Source organism: Mycobacterium colombiense, assembly GCF_001672755.1.
GTDB lineage: Bacteria > Actinomycetota > Actinomycetes > Mycobacteriales > Mycobacteriaceae > Mycobacterium > Mycobacterium colombiense_C.
In genome coordinates, this window is the sequence record NZ_LZKI01000146.1 from 1 (window position 1) to 22,336 (window position 22,336).

Here is a 22,336-nt window from a genome sequence, read left to right on the forward strand (position 1 = left end):
ACGATCTCCACGATGTGGCCGTCGATCGCGTTGCGCTGACCGGTCAACTCCGCCAGCTCCTCGAACAGCACCTCAAGGCGCCCGCTGGGATTCACCACCACGGCGCCGGCGGATGCGGTCGAAGACATGACGTCATCATCGCAGCCCCCACCGACAAAAACGGTCTCCCTCGATCCCCGGCCCAAAGGTGGTGCGCGCAAATCGAGCTTCAGACGCTGATATGCCGCGGATAGCTACCGCCCCTATGAGATCACCGGTTCCCACCGCCGGTCGCGGCCAAGCCGCGCCAAAAGCCTTGCCTGCGCATCATTTTCGTCGCTCGGCGTGATCGGTGCACCGAACATCCCGGACGCGGCCAAGGCCTGCGGATCTGCCGGCAGGCCGGCGCAGAACATTTCACACCACGCGGGGTCCAGAGCGTCGTCGGCGCCAACCGCGCGGGCGAGGTCCCAGGTATGCACAAGGACATCACGGGTCAGATTCGGCATCAACCGGTACTCGTCGAGCTGTGTCGCTCCGCCGAATCCAAGAGCCTCCGTCAGCGAGCGATAGGTGAGTCGCCAGCGCGTCCGGGGGTCATCGCGCGGCCGGTCGGGCTTCAAACCCAAGGGACGCAACAGGAGAACGTCATGAAACCCGATCACGTGCTCGAGCACTCCCCGCGCGTCCCACGCATCACACGGCGACGGACGGTCCCACTTGCCGGTCGCCGCGGTGACCGCCTCACCGAAGCGACGGCAGACCGCCAGGTGCAATTCGCCGACGTCATCCATCGCCGTCGCGCGGGGACTCGGGTACCTGCAAGGTCAACTCGACCGGGCAGCAGAGCGCGCCATGCTGATTGGTCACCTGGATTTCGACGTCGACCAGGCAGCGCGGCGGGTCCACCGAGGCGTCCCGGCGCTTCGCCACGGCCCGGCCCCGGCCGATCATCGTGTCGCCGGCATACACCGACCCGGCCAGCCGCATGGACCGGCGCACCACGCGCGACCGCGGACCGGCCCAGTCCGTCGCGACGCGGTCGGCGAACCCGGCCAGGTGCATCGTGTTAATGTAGATTGTCGGATTCCCCTGAGCCGCAGCGTAATCCGGATCGAAATGGCCCGGGAAATAGTCCCATGTCGCTCCGGCGTTCTCCACCACCCGCTGGTAGCTGATGTGGTCGACGACTTCCGGCAGCTCCACCGGAACGGTGAGCTGGTTCCAGTCCAGGCCGTCGTCGCTCACGGGAAGGCCCCGGGAGTGAACCGGAACAAGGTGTTGCGGCAGGTCGCCACCACGGCCCCGTCCTGGCGGCGAAAGGTCTCCAGCGTCTCGACGAAATGACCGACGCCGAGCCGCGTCCGTTTTTCGGGTGACACCGAGACCAGCTCGTCGACAACGGTCAACACGTCGCCCTCGACGATGGGCTCGGGGAACTCAACCTCATTGGCCGCGTTGACGAATGTGGTACCCGGCAGCGGCACCCGCAGGGCGATCAACGAAGCGGTCCCGCGACCCCCGGGTTGCCACGGCGGTGTGATCAGCCAGCCCATCAGCAGCGCCGGCGGCGCCAGCAGGGCTCCCCAGTGCTGCCGGGCGAACTCCGGATCCCAATACGAGCGATTGCCGTCCCGGACCATCGCGGCGAACAACTGGATGCGCGCGGCGCTGACCGCGGTCGCCGCGGTGCGGGGCTCGCTTTTCGCCCCGACCATCCGCAGCGCATCTTCGTAGCTGCCGAAGGCCAGCCGCTGACTGAAGTCCTGATCCACGTATCGGTGTCGCTCACATGACGAGCGGATGCCGACTGGGGACCGAATCCCATTCCAGCACACGGGAAGTGAAGTACCAGCCGCCGCGCTCGTAAATCAGCTTGTCCTTGAAGGTGCCGGTGGCCCGGAGCGTGATGTCGCCGAACATGCTGGCGAACAGCACGACGACGCAACGCTGGACCGCGTCGATCCCGTCGACTTTGATCTCGTGGTCGACGGTGATCATGCGCTGTCCGTCACCGCCGTCAAAGGCGGCGCTCAGATCGTCGAACACCTCGCCATCGCGGGTGTAGCTGGCGCCGGAATGGCGGAAGGTCGCGACCCAGCGCTTGCGGTTACCGTCGGAATACGCCCGATTGTGCCGAGCATTCAGGTCCAGGATGGCAGCGCGCCCGGTGACGGCTTGGAGCATTTGCTGTTCCTGATAAGTCATGGTCATCGCTTTTCCAGCCTCTCTCGGAAATGACTGCCAGCAATCGGCTGATGGAACATTAAGGCAACTCAACGACTATTACGTGACATTAATGGAACCTAACGGCTAACGATATACCCCCTACTTTCACGATCCCACGCTCCCGGATTGACGCCCCGTTCGCGCAATAAGTCTTTACGAATCCGGCCGATCACATTCTTGGGGAGTTCGCTCACGGCCTCCACGAACCGCGGCACGCAGAAGTAGGGCATGCGCGCCGCGCAGAAGTCGAGGAGTTCCGCGAAATCCAGTGTGGCGCCAGGCTGCAACGTGAGGACCACCAGGACGTCGTCCTCTCCCAGCTCGCTGGGCACGCCGACGGCGGCCGCCTCCGCCACGGCGGGATGGCGCATGACAACGCCCTCCACTTCGACTGAGGAGATGTTTTCACCGCGGCGGCGCAACGCATCCTTGATTCGATCCACATACGTCAGATTCTGATCGCGATCGAGCCGCCCGAGGTCGCCGGTGCGAAACCATTCCGGATGCGGCTTGATCTGCGAATCCGCGCCGACGTAACCTTCGCTCATCACGTGCGGATACCTGGGCCGGCAGGCGATCTCACCCACGGCGTCGGCGGGCAGCGGGTTTCCTGATTCGTCGAGGATGCGCACCTCGAAATCGGGATTCGGCCGCCCCGAGGTTCCGGGAACCCCGTCGTCGGCCAGCGCCTTGACCGCGATGGGAAACGCCTCGGTGAGCCCGTACATCGTGACGATGCGGCAGCCGTACCGCTTTTCGATGTCGCGGTAGCAGTCCGCGTCGATCGGCGCGGCGGAGATGAACCGCAACGGCAGCCGTGCGTCGCCCGGATCCGCGGGCAGATTCCGCAGCATCGACACCATCGCCCCGGCGCCGGCGAATCCGATGGCACCGCGGGCGCGTATGTCGCCCCACACCTCGCCGGGATGAAAGGCCGCAGCCAGCACGGTCGTTGCGCCGACCAACATGGGCGCCAAGATGCTGGGCGCCGCGCTGAGGTGAAACAGCGGCATCGCCGTCCACAGCACCTCGCCCTGGCGAAATTCCCAGGCCGATGCGACGGTAGCGGCCACCGAAAACAGGTAGTGCCACGTCGTGGCGACCGCCTTGGACGGGCCGGTGGTCCCCGAGGTGTAGAACAAGCAACCGAGCTCGCCCGGCCCCCCGGCGCCGTCGGCCGGCACGCGGTCCGTGTCCTGACAGAGCGTCGCGGTCAGTGAATCATCCTGCACCACAATGCTCGTCAGGGATTCCGCTGCGTCGGCGACCTCGGCGGCGCGGGGCCGGCGTTCGGCGTCGGTCAGCATCACCTTGGCCTGCGACAGCCGCAGGGCGTGCAGCAGGAAGTCACCCTTGTTGGCGGCGTTGATCGCCGCGCTCACCGCCCCGATCCGCGCGGCGCCCAGCCAGAAGTACACCCATTCCGGACAGGTGCCGCTGAACAACGCGACGCGGTCACCGGGCCCGACGCCCAAGTCGGTCAACAGGTTTGCCGCCGCGCAGGACCGCCGGCGCATCTGCTCGAAGGTCACATCGACTCCGGCGATCGACATCATCACCCGATCGGGGTACTGCTGCGCGCGGCGATCGAGCACGGCGGGCACGGTGAAACGCTCGACGCCGTAATCGGAGGGCTGCGCGGGCCCGCTGCGGTCAGCGCACATCAGGCTGGTTGGCCCCGATCAAGCTTTGGCGGCCGCCGGGTCGGGCTCGCCGTCGGCGCTGTAACCGAAGTCGGAGGGTGACTGCTCCTCCCCCGGGTAAAAGCGGTGCGCCCAGCGGCGAAGGGCCGCGTAGTCGTGCGCCTCTTCCGGAGCCAGGTTCGGCTTCTCCAGGTATTTCATGTTCTCCCAGGTGAAGAAGTCCTGTTTGATCACCTCTTGCTGCAAGGCGAGGAACCGGGCGGCGCGGCCGGTGGGCACGTCGCCGCTGTCGCCCGGTTCACGTACGGACGCCTGGGTGTAGAAGTAGTCGGTGTAGTCCTCGTCGACCGGCGTCTGGCCGGTGACCTGCACGGTTGCCACCAGCTCGCTGGGAAAGCGCACCACGCCCAGGCCCAGCGAGTAGTTGTCGTAGATGATCTTGGCGTCGACCGGACCGTTGGGGGTTAGCCACGTCTGCGCCCGGCCGCCGCCGAAGTGGGCGTTGACGGTGGCGTGCAGGTGATAGCCGGCCACCTCGAACGACGCCGTGGTGGCCGGATTGGCGGCCTTGTGCACGTACTGGACGTGGTAGGGGTCGGCGGCATTTTCGATGATCATCTGCGGATGCACTTTGACGCGGTTGAGCATCTGGGTGTGCGGGTGCAGCGGGTAGTACTCGTTGGTTTCGAGTTCCGGCAGCACCGGCGGCTGCCAGTACGGCGCCCGGCCGTGGCGCTCGTGCCAGGCCAGGATGAAGCCGTACCACTCCATGCTCGGATAAGTCCGGATGCGGACGTTGTTCTTGCAGCCGATCTTGCTGTAGGGAATCAGCGCGTTGGTGCCGTCGCCGCGCCACTGCCAGCCGTGCCAGGGGCACACGATGTTTTCGCCTTCCACGGTGCCGCCGACCCCGAGGTTGGCGCCGAGGTGCTGGCAGTAGGCCTCCATCACGTGAACCCGGCCCGACGCGGTGCGGAAGAGCACCAACTCCTCACCGAAGTAGTGCGCGCGCCTGACCTGGCCGGGAGCCAGGTCGGTTCCGAAGGCGACGATGAACCAGCCCGTCGGGAAACGGTAGGTCGACAGGGCGATGCCGCCCGGACCGAACTCCCGTTCTGAAGGGTCTGAATCTGGAATCGTATTCGTCACGAGAACTCCGTTTCCCACGCGGCCGGGCGCACTTTGGGCCGCTCTTACCTCACCGCGTTTCGACGACTAAAGTCTATTTTTACTATTTTAGACATTGAACGTCAACGCGACGCTGGCCGGTGGTCGCGTGGTGCATGAGCCAATGGGGGTTCGCATGACGGCCGCTGCGGTGGACCTTTCCGACTTCGCCTTGTGGCGTAACGGTTTTCCCGACGAGTTGTTCGCCGACCTGCGGCGTACCATGCCGCTTTTCAAGCATGAGCTGACACCGGGTGTCGCCGACACCGTCCGGCGCCAGTTCTGGGTGGCCACTAAACACCGGCACGCGGTCCGCCTGCATCGCGACACAGAGTCGTTCACCGCGGCCGACGGCCCGCTCATCCAGCCGGTCGCCATGTTCTCGTCGTTCCCGACGATCATCACGCTGGACCCGCCGGACCTGAACAAGCGTCGCAAACTGATCTCCAACGCCTTCAACCCGCGTGCGATCGCCAAGCTGGAGAACGGGATCCGGGCGCGCGCGGCGGGGATGATCGACGGTCTGCTCGCCAACGGCGGCGGCGACTGGATCGAGGACGTGGCCGATGCGCTACCGATGACGGTGATCGGCGACATCATCGGCATCCCGGACGAGGACCGGCCGCGAATCTTCGACATCTTCGACCGCATCCTCAAGGCCCTTGCGCCCGAGGCAGGCCCGAGCGGCCAGGTGGAACTCGAGCTGTTCGGCTCGGTCTTCAGCTACGCGATGGAGCTCACCGCCGATAAGCGGCGCAACCCGACAGACGACATCTGGAGCACGCTGGCCACCGCGGTGATCACCGGCGACGACGGCGAACAGTTCAGCCTGCCCGAGAACGAACTCGAGTTCTTCTTCTTCGTGCTGGCGTTCGCCGGCAGCGACACCACGAAGAACGCACTGGCCATCGGGCTGCAGGAATTCGTCGCCAATCCCGAGCAGATCGACCGCTACCGCGAGGACGAAGCGCTACGCCCCAGCGCGGTCGAGGAGGTGCTGCGCTGGGCGTCGCCGGTGGCCTATTGGACGCGCACCGCAAAACTCGACGTCGAGATGGACGGCCAGCACATCGCCAAGGGCGACCGCGTGGTGTCGACGCTACGGTCGGCCAACCGCGACGAGGAGGTCTTCGAGTCCCCGTTCACCTTCGACATCGGCCGGCAGCCCAACCCCCACGTGGCGTTCGGCGGCGGCGGACCGCATCACTGCCTTGGCGCGATGCTGGCCCGCGCGGAGCTCCGCGCGGTCCTCGACGAGCTGTTCCTGCGCTGCGATGACATCGAGATCGGCCCGGCGAAGGTGGCCCATCCGAACCTGACCACCAACATGTCGATCTACGACGAGATGGCCATCTCGCTGACCGAGCGGCGCTGAGTCAGCGCGCTCAGCCGGCGGTCAGTCCAGCAGGCGCAACGCGGCCTTGGGACACTGATCCACCGCCGCGCGGACGTCGATTTCCAGGCGCGGCGGCACGGGGCCGTCCGCGATCTGCACCACGTCCTCGTCACCCAGCTCGAACACTTCCGCCGCGAGCGATTCGCAGAAGCCGTTGGCCTCACACAAGTTTTCGTCGACCGTTACACGCATCAGATGCCCTCCACTTCTCTAGAGGCCCTTGGGTCGGGTCCCGACCACCCCGCCGGTCGCGAGGCGTGTCAGTTCTTCGTCGGTCAGCCCGCACCGATCGCGCAGGATCTCTTCATTGTGCTCGCCCAGCCTGGGCGGCGGCCGCAGTAGCCACTGATCCTGCCCGGCCAGCCGGGCGAACGGCGGGCAGGGGTACAGCCCGAGGCCGGTACTCGCATGATGCAACGACTCGAAAAAGCCGCGCTCGCGCAGTTGCGGATTGTCGGTGACCAGTGACGGCGACACCACCGGGGCCGCGGGAACGCCCGCGCCGGCCAGCCGCTCCACCGTCGGCTCAAGCGGCTGGCCGGCGAACCAGTCCGCCAGCCTGCCATCGATGTCGTCGGCTCGACAGTGCCGCCCGGCGACGGTGGACAGCTCCTCCTCGCCGCACCATGCCGGTCGATCCATCACGTCCACCAGCGCACGCCACTGCGCGTCGTCGCGAACGGTGAGCGCGATCCAGTCGTCGGATCCGGCGCAGCGGTAGATGTTCTGGATCGCCGCGCTGTGACCGCGGTTGCCGCGACGGCTGAGCGTCGCGCCGAAGACCTCGGACTCGATCGCCTGAATCGCGGTGGCGTTCAGCACGGTTTCGAGCATCGGCAGTTCGACCAGCTGGCCCGTCCCGGTGCGTTCGGCGAAGTTCAGCGCGGCCAGCACGGCGAACGCGGCGTGCACACCGGCCAGCGGATCGCAGGCACCGCGCGGTGTCACCGGTGGCGCGTCGGCCAGGCCGGTCACCCAGGCCAGGCCGGCGATCTGTTCCATGGTGGGAGCGAACCCGACGCGTTCCCGCCATGGTCCCTCGACACCGAACGCGGGCATCCGGGCGAACACCAGTTTCGGGTTGACCTCACGCAACGCGTCGTCGGTCAGCCCGAATTGCTCCATCACCCGCGGCGAGAAGTTCTCGATCACGACGTCGGCGCCGGCGACCAACCCGGTGAACAGACGGCGGCCCTGCTCGGAGCCCAAATCCAGTGTGACCGAACGCTTGTTGGTGTTCATCGCGTGGAACACCCAGCCGTACTCCCACCAGTCATCCACGTCGGTGCGCATGCCGCCGGAGTATCGGATGCCATCGGGGCGCTGGATCGACTCGATCTTGACGACGTCGGCGCCGAAGGCGGCCAGCAGATGGGTCGCGGCCGGCCCGGCCCAGAACGCGGTGAGGTCGACGATGCGAACCCCAGCCAACGGCAGCCCGTCCAGTTCGGGCTCGGCGTCGGATTCCGCACGGCGCCAGGAGGACTCGCCGTCGGCCTCACCACAGAGGGGCGTGTCACCCACGGGTGCGGGCGCACACGCCGACATCAGCCACGGCGGCCGGGGCTGATCGAACCCGGCGGGGTTGCGGGTGAAGACCCCACGTTCGCGCACGTACTCCAGCTCCCGGATGGTGGAGCCGTTGCCCAGCGCGGCGATCGGCAGCCGGAACAGTTGTCCGAGTTCGACGATTTCGGCGACGGTGCGTTCGGCCAGCCACGGACGGATCTGCTCGCGGATCAGGTCGCGATACTGCCAGCGGCCGATCTGAAACCGCAGCTGTTCGATCTCCTCCAACTGCGGGCATTCGACCATCGCGGCGAAGTCGAGCCACTGCTGGCCGGTGACCATGGTGATCCCGACGTAGCCGTCCTTGGCGGGTTCGATCGACGGGACCTCGGTGGTGCGCCGGATCGGTGGGACGCGCAGCAGCTGCGAGTGCAGCCATTCGCTGCTCTGCATCGTGGTCAACGCTTCCAGCATGGACAGGTCCAGGTGTTCGCCGGGCCCGCCGCGCTCGACGCGACGGCGCACCGCCAGGGCGCCGAACGCGGCGAACACGCCGCCCATGTACTCGCCCAGATCGCCACCGATGGAGATCGGCGGTCCCGCCGGATCGCCGCGGAAGCCGGGCGAACCCGCCCACGCCTGCAGGGTGAACTCGGTGGCGGCCCGGTCCGCGTAGGGTCCGATCCAGCCGAAGTCGGAGATGCTGACGATGATCGCCCGCGGCGAGTGTTCCAGCAGCTGCTGTGGGTCGATGCCCAGTGCCGCGGCGCGCTCCCGGCCCGCCGTCACGACGATGACGTCGGCGCCGGCCAGTTCGTCGCGATAGCGCTGCGAGTCGGGGGCGAAAGTCATGCTGCGCTTGCCCGCGTTGAGGTAACTGAAAAACGGGCCGCTGCGGCCCCGGGGAATCGAAGAACCGCTGGCGGAGTAGCGCCGCAACCAATCCCCTTGCGGCGGTTCGATTTTATGCACCTGCGCGCCGGCATCGCGCAGCAGCTTCCCGCAGTAGCTGCCCGCTATCCGGTCACTGATCTCGACGACACGCAAATCGTGTAGCGGTGTCGGCCGGCTTTCGGACCGCTCGCTCAATTGCACCCGCCCTTCCGATCGACATGCGACCAGAGAAGCTATTTATATCATTACTGCTAAAATAGCTAAGCCAGCGAGTTGCATGTGTTTCGAGGATCGGATGACCGCCTTGGGAATTGGCCCCGACGCCCGGCGCCGGTTGTCGGCGCCGCGGATCGCCGAAATCGTAGCCGACGAGTTGCGCCGTCAGATCATCGACGGCGAGCTCGCGGACGGTGATCTCTTGCCACGCCAAGAGGTGCTCGTCGAACAGTTCAACGTGAGTTTGGTTTCGCTGCGCGAAGCCCTGCGGATCCTGGAGACCGAGGGGCTGGTTTCGGTGCGGCGCGGCAACCGTGGTGGTGCCGTCGTCCATGCCCCGGCGAAGACCAGCGCCGCTTACATGCTCGGGTTGTTGTTGCAGAGCGAGTCCGTCGAGGTCGCTGACCTCGGCATGGCTTTGCAGGAACTCGAGCCCGCCTGCGCCGCATTGGCGGCCCGCCGGCCGGACCGGGCGGAGACCCTGGTACCCGAGCTCACCCGAATCAACGAGTCGATGGCCGAAAACCTGGACGACGGACGGCTTTTCACCGAAATCGGGCGCGAATTCCACGATCAGGTCGTCCGCGGCTGCGGCAATCACACGATCATCGCGGTCGTGGGCAGCCTGGAGACGCTGTGGACCAGTCACGAACGGCAGTGGGCCGACGAAAGCGCGTCGCGTGGCACCTACCCGTCGCTCGCTCAGCGCCGCGCGGTGCTCAACACGCACGTCAAGCTGACCGAGACCATCGCCGAGGGTAACGTCGACCGGGCCCGCCGCATCGCGGGTCGCCATCTGGCCGACACGCAGACCTATGTCCTCTCCGGCCAGCACGATCAACGCATCTACGCGCTCTCCCCGCAGGCGTTGTCGCGGCCGCGGGATATCCGGCACTCCTGACGAGCGGCCTGCAACGGTCATGCGAACCGCATTGGTCACCGGCGGCAGCGGCGGGATCGGAAAAGGGTGCGCGCGCAAGCTGGTTGAGCGTGGCTACGACGTGGTGCTCTCGGCGCGCCGCGAGGCCCCGTTACTCGCCGCCGCCGAGGAGATCGGTGCCCGTCACATCGTGGCCGACGCGTCCGATCCGACCGGATTCCCCGCTGCGATAAGCACATTGGAGGCGATCGACCTGGTCGTTCACGCGGCCGGTGCGCTCGGGGGGACCTACGCGCGCAAGCAGACCTTCGAGCAGTGGCAGGCCATCATGTCGGCCAACCTGGATTCGTGCTTCGTGGTGACGTCCGCGGTGCTGCCGAAGATGACGGCGGGCTCGCGGCTGGTGTTCATCTCGTCGTCGGCGGCGCACGAGCCGATGCCGGCCCGCACCGCCTACTCCGCGTCCAAGGCCGGCATGAACGCGTTCGCGCGCGCCCTGGCGCTCGAAGTCGACCGTGATGGCATCAGCGTGCACATTGTCACGCCAGGGCCCGTGGCCACCGAGATGCTGCAGGACGTCCCGTTCGAGATGTACGCGATCGGGGTGGCCGACGTCGCCGAGGCGGTTGCCTGGCTGGACACCGTCGATCCGTCGGTCGATCTGCCCGAGATCCGGTTGTCCGCCGTAAAGCGCGGTCCGTTCGCGCGGCCGCCGGTGGTGCCGACCGAGGCGCGGCGCCGCGCGCAACGAGGCTGAGGTCTACGCCGGGAAGGCTTTGATCACCGATTCGCCGAACTCGTGCAGGGAGTCCGGCGCCGCGAAGTCGGCGAACCACACGTAGAACCGCTCGACCCGCTGGGCGGCCAGACCGCGGAAGTGCCCGATCAGCTCGTCGGCAGCACCGCAGACCAGCCCGGACCCGAGGTTGCCGAATCGACGGGTGCTCACCTCGCGCACGCTCTCGGGGTCGTCGCCTGACCGCGCAAAGCCGACCATCTGCTGAATCGACATCCGGGCCGTTCCCGCGGCCGGGGCGAGCTTCGGCAGCCTGTCGAGCTGGTTCGCCGGCAGATTCCACCAATCCGCGTATCTGCGAACGAGTTCCATCATCTTGGGCCCGCTTCCACCCAGGACCAGCGGTATCGGGTGAGACCGGCGCGGAGCCTGCGGGGCCGGGCCGGACTGATCGTCGTCGTCGCCCCAGTACCGCCTGATCAATTCCAGGTGGCGGCCGAGTTGTTCGACCCTGGCCCGCGGATCTCGTTGACCGACATCGAATCTCGCGAACTCCGAGGGCCACGATCCCGCCCCGAGGCCCAACTCGAACCTGCCCCCGGATGCCTCCGACAACGTGACGGCCTGCTTCGCAAGCACGGCAGGATGCCGAAACGCGTCACACAGCACCAGGTGACCGACTCGCAGCCGCTCGGTCTTGCCCGCGACCCAGGTGGCAACGCCCATTGCCTCCCAGATGCTTTCGTCGGGCAACCCGGGCGCCTCGAGGTGATCGATGAAGGCGATCCCGTCGAAGCCGCTGGCCTCGGCGTGACGTGCCCGGTCCGCGATGTCGGCCGCCGACAATCGGACCTGCGGCAGGAACAGATACCACTCGGCCATGCGCCACCTCGACGTCGGGTTCCGTGCGATTGCGACGGCACGGCTAGTTTATTATCTTTACTATGTTAGAGGTCTTATGGATGTCGGACTGAACTCGGAGCAGCTGTCGCTGCGCGACACCGTACGCGACATATTACGTACGGAGTGCCCGCCCGACGCCGCACGTCAAGCGATCACCGACCCGGAGCGCTGGCGCACCCTGTGGAAGACGGTCGTCGACCTCGGCTGGACCGAGCTCGCCGCTCCCTCAGAGGAAGGGGCCGGCGACTACGGACCGGTCGAGCTGGCCGTGGTGCTCGAGGAATGCGGTGCGGCCATCGCGCCAATTCCGTTGCTGGGCAGCGTCGGTCTGGCCGCGGGCCTGCTGCGCAACACCGGACTCGACTCCGTGCTGACCGACATCGCCGGCGGCGTGGTGGCCACCCCGGCCGTGCATGCCCGGGGATCCCGGCTGCCGGGGGCGCCGATGACGCTGCGCCAGGGACGCCTGCGCGGCACGGCGGTCGCCGTCCCCAACGTGTCGCGCGCGGAGCTGGTCGTCACCCTGGCCCGCTCCGACAACGGTGACACCGTGGCGGCCGTCGCCCGGTGCGGCGACGGGGTCACCGCGGTGCCTGCGGCCGAGTCCACCGATCCCGCCCAGCCGTTGGCAGGCGTCGAGATCGACGCGGAGCCCATCGCGGTGGCACCGGCCGACCTCGGATCGGCCTTCGTGGCGCCCTGGGTGGCCTCGGCCGCCGATCTCCTCGGCGTGGCGAGCGCGGCGTTGCACCGCTCGGTCGAGTACGCGAAATCGCGGCGTCAGTTCGGCCAGCCGATCGGCGCGTTCCAGGGCGTCAAGCACGCACTGGCCGACAACTATGTCAGCGTCGAGCGCGCCCGCAGCCTGACCTATGCGGCGGCGGCCCGGCTCGCCGACCCGACCACGCCCCCCGCAGAGCTGTGGACAGCCGCGGCGCTGGCCAAGGCGGCGGCCAACGACGCGGCGACCGGCTGTGCGCGCACCGCGGTCCAGGTGCACGGCGCCCTCGGGCAGACCTGGGAGCACGACGCCCACCTCTATGTGCGCCGCGCCTGGCAGGGCGCCGCCATGCTGGGCGACAGCCGCTCCCTCTACTACGAGGTGGGCCGCCGATTCTGCGGGGGTGCCGCGTGAGCCGCACGGGCGACGATGCAGAGCGCAGCGATGAGGAGGAGCGGTGCCCATGAGCGCCGTAGTGGAGGAGTTCGGCGCGTGGTTGGCGGAATTTCTGCCCGACGACTACTACGCGAACTATCGGCGATACCGCTGGGATCTGGGGTTGCGGCGCGATTACCAGCGGGCCTCGTTCGAGGCCGGCTGGTTACAGCCGACCTGGCCGCGCGAGCACGGCGGCCGATCGCTGGGCCTGCGCGACGCCATGGAAGTCCGGATCGAGGCGGCGCTGCGGTCCGCACCCAAGCTGCCCAACATCCAGGGCCCCGGCGTGGCCGCACCCGGCATCCGTCAGTTCGGCACGCCCGCCCAGATCGAACGCCTGCTCGTTCCGCTGCTGCGCGGCGACGAGTGGTGGGCGCTGGGCATGTCCGAACCCGAGGCCGGGTCGGATTTCGCCGGCCTGCGCACCCGTGCGGTGCGCGACGGCGACGTGTTCCGGGTCAACGGCCACAAGATCTGGACCACCCATGCGCACCTGTCGCGGTGGTGCACCCTGTACGCCCGCACCGATCCGGATGCCCCGAAACACCGTGGCATCTCCTGCCTCATCCTGGATCTGCACTCCCCCGGGGTCAGGATCGAGCCCATCCGGATGGCGTCGATCTCCGACGAAACGTTCTGCGAGGTCTTCCTCGACGACGTCGAGGTACCGGCCGAAAACCTGCTGGGGCCACTGCACGGCGGGTGGAATGTCGCCATGTCGTCGCTGCATCATGAGCGCCAGATGATCTGGATCATGAACTGGGTCGAGATCAAACGCGGACTCGCCTCCGTGCGCGAGGCCGGCGCCGCGGACTCGAGCCAGGACGCATACGCCGAACTCGGTTCGCTGCTGGCCGACGCGGAAGCGTTGCGGGCCACCGGATATCGCGCTCTGGGCAACGAACTCGCGGGGCGGCCCAGCCCGGAAGCCGACACCATGAAGCTGCTCGGATCGCTTACCTTGCAGCGTGTTTGGGAACTGAGTGCGGCCGCCGCGGGCCCCGATTCGGCCACCGATCCGGATCTACTGTTCGAACGTCAGGACGCGCTGGCCGCAACGATCTACGGCGGAACGTCGGAGGTTCAGCGCAACATCATCGCCGAGCGGCTGCTCGGGTTGCCGAAGGGATGACGACAATGGATTACGACCTCGGCGACGACGCCGGACGACTGCGCGGCCATCTGCGCGAGCTGGTTGCCAACCACATCCCCGCCGACTTTTTGGGTGCCTGCACCGAGAATCCGCAGGACCTCGCGACCACCGAGACGTTCTGCAAACTGCTGGCCGCTGAGGGGCTGCTGGCGCTGGCGTGGCCGAAAGAGCATGGCGGCGGCGGTGGTTCGGTCTGGCAACAGACGGTGCTGCGCGAGGAGATGTGGGCCCAACACGAGCCGCGCGGTCCGCAGTACATGGGGATCAACTGGGTCGGGCCCGCGCTGATGCGGTACGGCACGGCCGAGCAGAAGGCCAAGCACCTGGCGGCCATCGCCTCCGGAGACGTGATCTGGTGCCAGGGCTTTTCCGAGCCGGAGGCCGGCACCGACCTGGTGTCGCTGCGTACCCGTGCCGTCGCCGACGGTGACGGATGGCGCATCACCGGCCAGAAGGTGTGGACGTCGTACGCGCTGATGGCATCCTGGTGCGTCCTGGCGGCGTGCACCGACCCCGAGGCTCCAAAACATAAGCGGCTCACCTTGTTTCTGATCCCGATGGAACGGGCCGGCTTCACCGTCCGGCCGATCCCATCGATGCTTGGACCCCACCATCTGAACGAGATGTTCCTGGACGACGTGCAGGCGTTCCCCGGTGATGTGCTCGGCGAGGTCGGCGACGGATGGCGGGTGATGCGCGAAGCCCTGGCGTTCGAGCGGGTGGGCATCGCCCGCTACGCGCGCTGTGAATCGCTGCTCGAACGCATGCGCGCCCAGCTCGGCGACGACTGGGATCGGCTGCCCGAAACGATCCGCACCCGGTGGGTGCGGGCGCTCGTCGACCTGCGGGTCGCCCGGCTGCTGGCCTATCGCGCGGTCTCACTGCAGGACGACCCGGCCGCGGGGGCGGCCGCCAGTGCGGCGCGCATCATCACCACGACGTGCGACCAACTCGTCGCGGAGCTGCTGTTCGACGTGCTGGGCCCGACGGCGCTGGACAGCGGAACTTCTGCGGCACTGCACGGGGCCATCGAAGACCATTGGCGTTACGCGCAAGCGGCCACCGTCGCATCGGGCACCATCGAGGTGCAGCGCATGCTGGTGGCACGAGACGTATTGGGAGAACACAGGTGAAAACCGATCTACCGCAAGACATCAGCGACTTCGCCGCCGTCGCCGGCAAGCGACTGACCCGCTTGGGCGGACCGCCGGCCGCGCTGCGCGCCGAGACCGACGACGCCGTCCGGGATGCCGCGCGTGCCGCGCTGAACGATGTCGGCGCGTTCGACCTCGACGTCCGCTCCGCGCCGGATGACCTGCTGGCCGCGGCGGTGCTGTGTCAGGCCGCCGGCGCCACCGTGCTCCCCTACCCGTTGGTGGAGGAGCTGCTCGCGATCGATGGCGCGCGCCTGGCCCTGGTCAATCCGAAAGCCCCGCGCATCGACCACGGCGACCTGGGCGGCGACTGGGTCGCCGCGGACCTGGACGGCAATCGGTACCGGCCGCAGCCGGAGGCGCGGACCGGCGCCAAGCTGGGGCCGTTCCTGGTCCCGGCCACCTTGAGCGAACCCGAGGGAACCGTGCCCGCTGGCGACGTTAATCTTCATCTCGTGCTGGGATCATGGCGGATTCTGGGAGCGGTGCAGCAGTCGCTGCGGATTGTCACCGAGCATGTGCGCGCCCGGATTCAGTTCGGCAAGCCGCTCGCGGACTTCCAGGCGGTCAGATTCGCCGTCGCCGACGCGGCCGTCGCGGTCCGCGGACTGCACGAACTCGCGAAGTACACCATTTGCCGCCCAGATTCGCTTGCGGCGCAAATTCATTCGGCCGACGCCCTGATTCTGCGGCTCAAGGCCGCCGACACGGCGCGACAGGTGATGCGCTCGTCCCATCAGCTGCTCGGAGCGCTGGGCTTCTGCGACGAGTCCGACGTCAGCGTGCTCGATCGGCATACCCAACCGCTGATGCGGCTGCCGCTGAGCACCGAGGAACTCGCCTTGCGCCTGATGCCCTGCGTGACGGACGGATCGTTCGAGACACTGTTCAGTGAGCCGGTATCGGCATGACCCGCGCCGGTGACGATGCAGAGCGAAGCGATGAGGAGGAGCGGCGTAAATGAGCCCCGCCCCCGCGGCCGCGGTGACGCCGAATCCGTTCGACGAGGGAGTCCCATTCGGGATCAAACTGCAGCAGCTGGCCGAAGAGCGGCGCGACGATCCGGGCGTCACCATTGTCGCGCTCGACGGCACCGCGGAGCCGCTGACTTTCGGCGAACTCGATGCCCGCGCCAATCAGTGGGGACGGGCTCTGGCCGCCCGGGGGGCCCAAACGGGTTCGTTTGTCGCCCTTGCTATCCCGAATTCTCGGCATCTTGTGCTCGCGACGTTGGGGTGCTGGAAGATCGGCGCGGTTCCGGTCCCGATGCACTGGGATCTGCCCGAGTGGGAGCGCGATCGGGTGCGCGCGGTGATCGACCCCGCCGTCGTCGTCGACGAACAGAGCCGCTGGGAGCTCGACACCCGCGCGGCCGCCGAGTCCGCCGACGCCCTACCGGTCGCCGTCTCCCCCACCGCCAACGGGATCTGCAGCAGCGGGTCCACCGGTGTGCCCAAGGTGATCCTCAACCTTGCGCCGTCGCTGTGGATCCCGCAGCAGGGCGAACCGTTCCTGTCGAACTGGACGCCGGTGGCCCAGCCGCAGACCATCATGGTGCCCGCGCCGATGTATCACACGAACGGCTTCGCCACCTTCCTGATGATGCTGGCCGGCGACCATCTGGTCATCCTCGAAAAGTTCGACGCGGCACTGGTTCTCGATGTGATCGAACGTTTCCGGATCACCAACTTCACCGCCACCCCCACCATGCTGGCGCGCATCGCGGCCCGGCCCGACGTGCGGCAGCGGGATCTGTCCAGCATCGTCTTCGTCCTACAGGGCGCCGCGGTGATGCCGCCGTCGTTGCTGCACACCTGGTTCGAACTGCTCAGCCCCGAGCAGATGGTGACGGCATACGGCATGACCGAAAACCTCGGGCTCACCGCGTTGCGCGGCGACGAGTGGCTCGCCCACCCGGGCAGCGTGGGCCGGGGCTTCCGTGACACCGAGATCCGTATCCTGGACGCCGACAAACGACCGCTGGGACCCGGCGAAGACGGGGACATCTACCTGCGAGCGCCGATGAGCGCGGGATACCGCTACCTGGGCGGGGCACCCCCGCTGCCGTCGACCGAGGACGGCTTCCGCTCGGCCGGCGACATCGGCCACCTCGACGAGGACGGCTTCCTCTATATCGTCGACCGCCGCGTCGACATGATCGTGACCGGCGGCGCCAATGTCTTTCCGGCCGAGGTCGAGTCCGCACTCGCCGGTCACCCGGGCATCGCCGACGTCGTCGTGATCGGGCTGGCCGACAAGCAATGGGGACGGCGCGTGCACGCCGTTATCCAGCGCGCCGAAACCGACGGCGCCGCGCCTCTGTCCGAGCAGCAGGTGATCGACTACGCGAAGAATCGCCTCGCCCCGTACAAGGCGCCCAAGACCGTCGAGTTCGTCGACGCGATTCCGCGCACCGCAGCGACCAAGGTCAACCGCTCGGCGATGATCGAGGCTCGGGGCGGCTGACGCGCGAAGGTTGTCAGGGCCGGGTCTATAATCGAATGTATGTTCGAAGCGACCAGGGGCCGTGGATCGCCACCCGAGGTGATCGCTAGGTTTGACGCCATGTTCGAGCGTCTGTGTCCAGCAGCTACGCCGGAGTCCGCGGCCTTGCTGGATCGGATCTGTTCGCCGTCGCGCGCGGAGAACCAAGCGGCCGGTGAGCGCCTGGTGGCAATCGGCGAACTCGACATGCTGCGGCTGCGCCAATACGGGGAACGCGAGACCTGGGTGTCCGACACGTGGGATTCCATATCCGCAGAGATCGCCGCCGCGCTGGGAATCAGCCAGGCGCTGGCGTCAAGTTTTCTGAACTATTCGCGCGCCATGCGCAATCGGCTACCACAAGTGGGCTCCGCGTTGGTCTGCGGTGACATCAGCTATTCGACGTTCCAGACGATCGTGTTCCGCACCGACTTGATCGACGATGCCGAGGTGATGGCCGCGGTCGACGCCTCGCTCGCGCTACGAATGCAGCGGTGGCCGCCGATGGCGCGCGGGCGACTGGCCGCTGCAGTGGATCGGGTGGTGGCCCGGGCAGACCGCGACGCGGTCCGGCGACGCCGCGAACACCAAGCGGGTCGCGAATTCTCGATCTGGGACGGCGGCGACGGCCTGTCAGAGGTTCAGGCAACACTGTTCACCACCGATGCCCACGCCGTGGACGCTCGCTTGAATGCGTTGGCCGGCACCGTTTGTGAAGGTGATCCGCGAACTCTGCAGCAGCGTCGCGCCGATGCGATGGGGGCATTGGCGGCCGGAGCCGAACGGCTGCAGTGTCGCTGCGGGGAGCCGGCATGTCCCGCCGGCGCGCGCTCGGTGCCCGGCCCGGTCGTGATCCACGTGGTGGCCAACCAATCCACCATCGACGGCGCCTCGCCAGACCCCGGTTCGATCATCGGCAGCGACGTGCTCGTCCCTGCGGAGTTGGTTGCGCAGCTTGCCGACTCGTCGAAATTGCGCCCCCTGGCGCATCCCCTGGACGCGCCGCCGGAGCGCGGGTACGTCGCCTCACAGGCGCTCGACGACTTCGTGCGCTGCCGCGATTTGACGTGCCGTTTCCCCGGGTGCGACCGCCCCGCAACCGAGGCCGATCTCGACCATACGATCCCGCACTCTCAGGGCGGCATGACGCACGCATCCAACCTGAAATGCCTTTGCCGTCAACATCATCTGATCAAAACCTTCTGGGGATGGCAGGACCAGCAGCTGCCTGACGGCACGGTGATCTGGCGCTCCCCGTCGGGGCACACTTACGTGACCACCCCGGGCAGCGCGCTGCTGTTTCCGTCCCTGTGCACGCCAACCGGTGAGACAGGCCGGCCTCAGCAACCCGACCGCCTCGGCGATCGTGCCGCCATGATGCCCGCAACGGCGACGAACCCGCGCCGATAACCGCGCGAAGTACATCGCCGGCGAACGCCGACACAACCGCGCAGCCCGCATCGCCTGCGACACGAGTCGAGCGGCAACACCGCTCACCACTCAACATCATCCGCCCGACCCAGAACCACCGCCCTTCTAGGTCCCGCAATTGGGATCGGTAGCAAAATCAAGCGCAAGACTGCCGACGAAGCCCCCGCCGCCGCCGGCCCTCATCACCAGGGACAACTGCCAGCAGATACTCGGGATTTTCTGCCCCAAGGCGTAAGCGCCACCTCGTGCCGCCAGTCGCGGTAACCTCATTCTCATAGCGCGACCAGCGCGCTATGGAAGGGGACCAACGCTCATGGCCGACCCCAGCGACGAGGTGGAGATCACCCGTGGCGACCGCTTCATCAAGACCGCCGTGGCGATACTGGGCGAAACGGGGCGCACCGACTTCACCGTGCAAGAGGTGGTCGCGCGCTCCAAGACATCGCTGCGAGCCTTCTACCAACACTTCAACAGCAAGGACGAACTGCTGCTGGCGCTGTTCGATCGAACCATCGCCCACTCGGTGCAGACGTGGCGCTCCGAAACCACGGGGCTGGACAGCACCTCGGCACTGAAATTGCTGATCGACCGACTCAGCCAACAACCGGAGTCGAGCACCCAGGACAGCCTCAATCGCGCGTTGACCCTCTACAACCAGCACCTGGCCGAGACCCGGCCCCGCGAATATGCCCGGGTGCTCTCTCCCCTGCACGGCCTGATTCGCGACATCGTCGGGCAGGGCATCACCGAGGGAGTCTTCAACCCCGGCCTGGATGTCGGCGCGGCGGCCGCCATCGTCATGCAGACGATGATGGGCGCGCAGCGATTGCATTGGCTCGGTTCGGAATTGAACGGATCACCGGTCGACGCCGGCCAGCTGTATGACTTCTGCAGCCGCGCGCTGGGCATCCGCGACACCGACGAAGAATCCGCCGCCCCGTCGCTGGCCGAGCTGTTCGCCCAGATCGGCATGCGCCCCGGCACCCGCAACGGCGAATTCGCCATGACCATGCCGGTCAGCCCTGCGGTCGTCAACACGTCCGGCGCGCTGCAGGGCGGGCTGATCGCCACGCTCGTGGACGTGGCGGGCGGACAATTCGGGCTGGACTATCTGCAACCGGGCACCACCATGACCACCGCGGACCTGTTCGTCCGCTACCTGCGGCCGGTCCGCCAGGGCTCGGCCTTCGCCGTGCCCACGATGCTGCGGTCCGGGCGACGAGCGATGGTGATGCAGGTGGACATCTACGGCGACGGCGACGGCGACGACGAACTGCTCGCCACGGCGACCGTCAACTTCGCCGTCATCGAGGGGGCCACACCAAAGCTCCCGAGCTGGCCGGAGGCCTGAGCCTGTCAAGGGTCCGCCGACCAGGTACACCTGATTGCACAGAAGTGGTAACGTCGTTACCAGCGATAGCGAATTCAAGACTTCTATAGGAGATCGCCATGCCCTCGCGCGAACTTTCCTTCCCCGTGTTCGACGCCGACAACCACATGTACGAGCCGCAGGAAGCGCTGACCAAATACCTTCCGGAGAAGCGCAAGAACGTCATCGACTATGTGCAGGTCCGCGGTCGCACCAAAATCGTTGTGCGCGGCCACATCAGCGAGTACATCCCCAACCCGACTTTCGAGAAGGTCGCCAAGCCGGGCGCGCAGGAGGACTACTTCCGCAACGGCGCGCAGGGCAAGAGCTACCGCGAGATCCTCGGCGAACCGATGAAGGCCATCCCCGCCTTCCGCGAACCGGGCGCGCGACTGGAAGTCATGGACGAACTCGGCATCGACTACGCCCTGATGTTCCCGACGCTGGCCAGCCTGGTCGAGGAGCGCATGAAGGACGACCCGGAGATGACCCACGACGTCATCCACGCGCTCAACGAATGGATGCACGAGCAGTGGACGTTCAACTACCAGGACCGCATCTTCGCCACCCCGGTCATCACGCTGCCGATCGTCGACCGCGCGCTGGAAGAACTTCAGTGGTGCCTGGAGCGCGGTGCCCGCACCGTGCTGGTTCGGCCGGCGCCGGTACCCGGCTACAAGGGCAGCCGATCCTTCGGGCTCGAGGAGTTCGACCCGTTCTGGCAGGCCTGCATCAAGGCCGAGATCCCGGTCTCGATGCACGCCTCGGACAGCGGCTACTCGGAATTCGCAAACGTGTGGGAGCCCGGTGACGAGTTCCTCCCGTTCAAGCCGACCGCATTCCGCAGCTTCGCGATGGGCCATCGGCCGATCCTGGATGCGATGGGTGCGCTGGTGTGCCATGGCGCACTGTCGCGCAACCCGGAGCTGCGGATCCTGTCCATCGAGAACGGCGCCGACTGGGTGCCCGACCTGTTCAAGGGCCTCAAGGGCGTCTACAAGAAGATGCCCCAGGCGTTCAGCGAGGACCCCATCGAGGCGTTCAAGCGGTGCGTCTACATCACTCCGTTCTGGGAGGACCGGTTCACCGAGATCGTCAACATGGTCGGCACCGACCGGGTGATGTTCGGCTCCGACTGGCCCCACCCCGAGGGCCTGAAGGACCCGATCTCGTTCGTCGACGAGCTCACCGACTTCTCCGAAGAAGACATCGCCAAGATCATGGGCGGCAACCTGATGAAGCTCATGAAGGTGTCCGCGCCGGCCAAGAAACCCGTCTCAGCCTGATCGCCTGATCGCTGCCTCCGGCGGTTCGGTGTGGCCGGACCGCCGGAGGGTACTCGTCACATGAGCGTTGACGAGTTCCGCCCGACGGCGGATGGAGGGCAGATGAGCGGGGTACCGGACGATGGGACACCGGTCAGCATCGATGACGACGTCGCGTTGCTCACCGAGCAGATCGAGGCCCTGCAACGACTCGGACAGCGCGACGACGTCGACGACGAAGAGATCTACGACCTGAGCATCAGGTGGGGCGCCGCGCTCGCGGGACGGCTGCCGCGCGTGGCGCATTACGGTTCGCTGGGGCGGCTCGGCGACGACGATCAGCGGCGGTTTCGATCGCTATGCGACCAGCTTCGCGAATTGTCGCCGCTGATAGAGCGATTCGATCTGGCTCGGCCGCAACTCCCCGGGTCCACGGATGGCCAGGCTAACCGGGGGCGTTCTGCCCGGAAGCGTCCGAGTCGCTTCCTGCGTAGGTGAGAAAGTCGGCGTCGCGCAACCTGATCGCGGTTCGCGGCTTGGGGCAGTCCGGGTTGCGGCAGGTCAGCGCGACCATGTATGCGTCGGCATCCTCGTTCAAAAACAGGAAACCCAGGTAGAGGGCATCGCCGATGGCGAAATCCGTTGCGCCGCAGGCTTCACAGTGCCCGCCCTTGGCCGCGACCTGCTCGAGCACGCGATGGTGCGCCACCGAATCCAAACTGATCAGCTCGGGACGTGTCCCGATTCCGTCAGTCGCCGTATCGGTCAT

At 67.1% G+C, this 22,336-nt stretch carries 21 protein-coding genes and 1 pseudogene; 12 read left to right on the forward strand and 10 right to left on the reverse strand.

The features are described 5' to 3' along the window. Nucleotides 1-242: 242 nt before the first annotated feature. The 6 genes from A5708_RS20060 to A5708_RS20085 all read right to left on the reverse strand — a co-directional run bounded on the left by A5708_RS20060 (nucleotide 243) and on the right by A5708_RS20085 (nucleotide 5,000). Nucleotides 243-656, reverse strand: a complete 414-nt coding sequence (locus tag A5708_RS20060) for a hypothetical protein (protein WP_231117964.1) — start codon at nucleotides 654-656, stop codon at nucleotides 243-245. A 109-nt stretch (nucleotides 657-765) separates the two neighbouring features. Next, nucleotides 766-1,227 carry a MaoC/PaaZ C-terminal domain-containing protein gene (locus A5708_RS20065; protein ID WP_065030299.1) on the reverse strand — a complete coding sequence of 154 codons (462 nt, stop codon included), beginning with the start codon at nucleotides 1,225-1,227 and terminating at the stop codon, nucleotides 766-768. Next, nucleotides 1,224-1,754, reverse strand: a complete 531-nt coding sequence (locus tag A5708_RS20070) for an FAS1-like dehydratase domain-containing protein (protein ID WP_065030300.1) — start codon at nucleotides 1,752-1,754, stop codon at nucleotides 1,224-1,226. Before A5708_RS20070 ends, A5708_RS20065 begins: the two co-directional genes overlap by 4 nt. A gap of 13 nt (nucleotides 1,755-1,767) precedes the next feature. After that, on the reverse strand, nucleotides 1,768-2,193 hold the full coding sequence (locus A5708_RS20075) for a nuclear transport factor 2 family protein (protein ID WP_065030301.1): 426 nt from the start codon (nucleotides 2,191-2,193) through the stop codon (nucleotides 1,768-1,770). Nucleotides 2,194-2,285: 92 nt separating this feature from the next. Then, nucleotides 2,286-3,872: an AMP-binding protein gene (locus A5708_RS20080; protein ID WP_065030302.1), complete on the reverse strand. Its 1,587-nt coding sequence runs from the start codon at nucleotides 3,870-3,872 to the stop codon at nucleotides 2,286-2,288. An 18-nt stretch (nucleotides 3,873-3,890) separates the two neighbouring features. Continuing rightward, the gene (locus A5708_RS20085; RefSeq protein WP_155766096.1) at nucleotides 3,891-5,000 is read right to left on the reverse strand and encodes an aromatic ring-hydroxylating oxygenase subunit alpha; all 1,110 of its coding nucleotides are present in this window, start codon (nucleotides 4,998-5,000) and stop codon (nucleotides 3,891-3,893) included. 94 nt (nucleotides 5,001-5,094) lie between these two features. Here A5708_RS20085 and A5708_RS20090 point away from each other — a divergent pair, with 94 nt between their 5' ends. Continuing rightward, complete coding sequence (locus A5708_RS20090) at nucleotides 5,095-6,393, forward strand: cytochrome P450 (RefSeq protein WP_419538342.1); 1,299 nt, start codon at nucleotides 5,095-5,097, stop codon at nucleotides 6,391-6,393. A 21-nt stretch (nucleotides 6,394-6,414) separates the two neighbouring features. Here the strand turns inward: A5708_RS20090 and A5708_RS20095 are convergent, their stop codons facing one another. Further along, complete coding sequence (locus tag A5708_RS20095; protein WP_064952371.1) at nucleotides 6,415-6,606, reverse strand: ferredoxin; 192 nt, start codon at nucleotides 6,604-6,606, stop codon at nucleotides 6,415-6,417. Nucleotides 6,607-6,624: 18 nt separating this feature from the next. After that, nucleotides 6,625-9,018: a CaiB/BaiF CoA-transferase family protein gene (locus A5708_RS20100; protein ID WP_065030304.1), complete on the reverse strand. Its 2,394-nt coding sequence runs from the start codon at nucleotides 9,016-9,018 to the stop codon at nucleotides 6,625-6,627. 94 nt (nucleotides 9,019-9,112) lie between these two features. On the opposite strand from A5708_RS20100, the gene A5708_RS20105 reads away from it, so the two are divergent. Both A5708_RS20105 and A5708_RS20110 read left to right on the forward strand, forming a co-directional pair. After that, nucleotides 9,113-9,934, forward strand: coding sequence for a FadR/GntR family transcriptional regulator (locus tag A5708_RS20105; RefSeq protein ID WP_065030305.1), 822 nt, complete (start codon nucleotides 9,113-9,115; stop codon nucleotides 9,932-9,934). A 19-nt stretch (nucleotides 9,935-9,953) separates the two neighbouring features. After that, nucleotides 9,954-10,670 (forward strand): SDR family oxidoreductase, encoded by a 717-nt coding sequence (locus tag A5708_RS20110; protein ID WP_065030306.1) that lies wholly within the window; start codon nucleotides 9,954-9,956, stop codon nucleotides 10,668-10,670. Nucleotides 10,671-10,673: 3 nt separating this feature from the next. Here A5708_RS20110 and A5708_RS20115 read toward each other — a convergent pair whose 3' ends face one another. After that, nucleotides 10,674-11,531, reverse strand: coding sequence for an LLM class flavin-dependent oxidoreductase (locus A5708_RS20115; RefSeq protein WP_065030307.1), 858 nt, complete (start codon nucleotides 11,529-11,531; stop codon nucleotides 10,674-10,676). A 76-nt stretch (nucleotides 11,532-11,607) separates the two neighbouring features. Here A5708_RS20115 and A5708_RS20120 point away from each other — a divergent pair, with 76 nt between their 5' ends. The 9 genes and pseudogenes from A5708_RS20120 to A5708_RS20160 all read left to right on the forward strand — a co-directional run bounded on the left by A5708_RS20120 (nucleotide 11,608) and on the right by A5708_RS20160 (nucleotide 22,065). Beyond that, entirely contained in the window at nucleotides 11,608-12,687 is a 1,080-nt protein-coding gene (locus tag A5708_RS20120) for an acyl-CoA dehydrogenase family protein (RefSeq protein ID WP_065030308.1), read from the forward strand. 49 nt (nucleotides 12,688-12,736) lie between these two features. Next, nucleotides 12,737-13,843, forward strand: a complete 1,107-nt coding sequence (locus A5708_RS20125) for an acyl-CoA dehydrogenase family protein (protein ID WP_065030309.1) — start codon at nucleotides 12,737-12,739, stop codon at nucleotides 13,841-13,843. Next, nucleotides 13,840-14,997, forward strand: a complete 1,158-nt coding sequence (locus A5708_RS20130) for an acyl-CoA dehydrogenase family protein (protein ID WP_196772696.1) — start codon at nucleotides 13,840-13,842, stop codon at nucleotides 14,995-14,997. Before A5708_RS20125 ends, A5708_RS20130 begins: the two co-directional genes overlap by 4 nt. Continuing rightward, nucleotides 14,994-15,929 (forward strand): acyl-CoA dehydrogenase family protein, encoded by a 936-nt coding sequence (locus A5708_RS20135; protein ID WP_065030310.1) that lies wholly within the window; start codon nucleotides 14,994-14,996, stop codon nucleotides 15,927-15,929. Before A5708_RS20130 ends, A5708_RS20135 begins: the two co-directional genes overlap by 4 nt. A gap of 49 nt (nucleotides 15,930-15,978) precedes the next feature. Next, nucleotides 15,979-17,484, forward strand: a complete 1,506-nt coding sequence (locus A5708_RS20140; protein WP_065030311.1) for a class I adenylate-forming enzyme family protein — start codon at nucleotides 15,979-15,981, stop codon at nucleotides 17,482-17,484. 39 nt (nucleotides 17,485-17,523) lie between these two features. Beyond that, nucleotides 17,524-19,042, forward strand: a pseudogene (locus tag A5708_RS20145) (HNH endonuclease signature motif containing protein). A gap of 204 nt (nucleotides 19,043-19,246) precedes the next feature. Beyond that, nucleotides 19,247-20,284: a hotdog fold thioesterase gene (locus tag A5708_RS20150; RefSeq protein WP_065030312.1), complete on the forward strand. Its 1,038-nt coding sequence runs from the start codon at nucleotides 19,247-19,249 to the stop codon at nucleotides 20,282-20,284. Nucleotides 20,285-20,382: 98 nt separating this feature from the next. After that, nucleotides 20,383-21,588 carry an amidohydrolase family protein gene (locus tag A5708_RS20155; RefSeq protein WP_065030313.1) on the forward strand — a complete coding sequence of 402 codons (1,206 nt, stop codon included), beginning with the start codon at nucleotides 20,383-20,385 and terminating at the stop codon, nucleotides 21,586-21,588. Between the two features lie 102 nt (nucleotides 21,589-21,690). Continuing rightward, a complete protein-coding gene (locus A5708_RS20160) occupies nucleotides 21,691-22,065 on the forward strand; it encodes a hypothetical protein (protein WP_081293028.1) in 375 nt (124 codons plus the stop codon). Here A5708_RS20160 and A5708_RS20165 read toward each other — a convergent pair. After that, nucleotides 22,013-22,336, reverse strand: a complete 324-nt coding sequence (locus tag A5708_RS20165) for a hypothetical protein (protein ID WP_065030315.1) — start codon at nucleotides 22,334-22,336, stop codon at nucleotides 22,013-22,015. The genes A5708_RS20160 and A5708_RS20165 overlap by 53 nt on opposite strands.

Coding starts and splice junctions, on each gene's coding strand:
- A5708_RS20095 (WP_064952371.1), bottom strand. CDS start 6,606: ATGCGTGTAACGGTCGACGAAAACTTGTGTGAGGCCAACGGCTTCTGC.
- A5708_RS20115 (WP_065030307.1), bottom strand. CDS start 11,531: ATGGCCGAGTGGTATCTGTTCCTGCCGCAGGTCCGATTGTCGGCGGCC.
- A5708_RS20080 (WP_065030302.1), bottom strand. CDS start 3,872: ATGTGCGCTGACCGCAGCGGGCCCGCGCAGCCCTCCGATTACGGCGTC.
- A5708_RS20075 (WP_065030301.1), bottom strand. CDS start 2,193: ATGACCATGACTTATCAGGAACAGCAAATGCTCCAAGCCGTCACCGGG.
- A5708_RS20130 (WP_196772696.1), top strand. CDS start 13,840: ATGACGACAATGGATTACGACCTCGGCGACGACGCCGGACGACTGCGC.
- A5708_RS20155 (WP_065030313.1), top strand. CDS start 20,383: ATGCCCTCGCGCGAACTTTCCTTCCCCGTGTTCGACGCCGACAACCAC.
- A5708_RS20125 (WP_065030309.1), top strand. CDS start 12,737: ATGAGCGCCGTAGTGGAGGAGTTCGGCGCGTGGTTGGCGGAATTTCTG.
- A5708_RS20140 (WP_065030311.1), top strand. CDS start 15,979: ATGAGCCCCGCCCCCGCGGCCGCGGTGACGCCGAATCCGTTCGACGAG.
- A5708_RS20110 (WP_065030306.1), top strand. CDS start 9,954: ATGCGAACCGCATTGGTCACCGGCGGCAGCGGCGGGATCGGAAAAGGG.
- A5708_RS20160 (WP_081293028.1), top strand. CDS start 21,691: ATGAGCGGGGTACCGGACGATGGGACACCGGTCAGCATCGATGACGAC.
- A5708_RS20105 (WP_065030305.1), top strand. CDS start 9,113: ATGACCGCCTTGGGAATTGGCCCCGACGCCCGGCGCCGGTTGTCGGCG.
- A5708_RS20120 (WP_065030308.1), top strand. CDS start 11,608: ATGGATGTCGGACTGAACTCGGAGCAGCTGTCGCTGCGCGACACCGTA.
- A5708_RS20165 (WP_065030315.1), bottom strand. CDS start 22,336: ATGACCGATACGGCGACTGACGGAATCGGGACACGTCCCGAGCTGATC.
- A5708_RS20150 (WP_065030312.1), top strand. CDS start 19,247: ATGGCCGACCCCAGCGACGAGGTGGAGATCACCCGTGGCGACCGCTTC.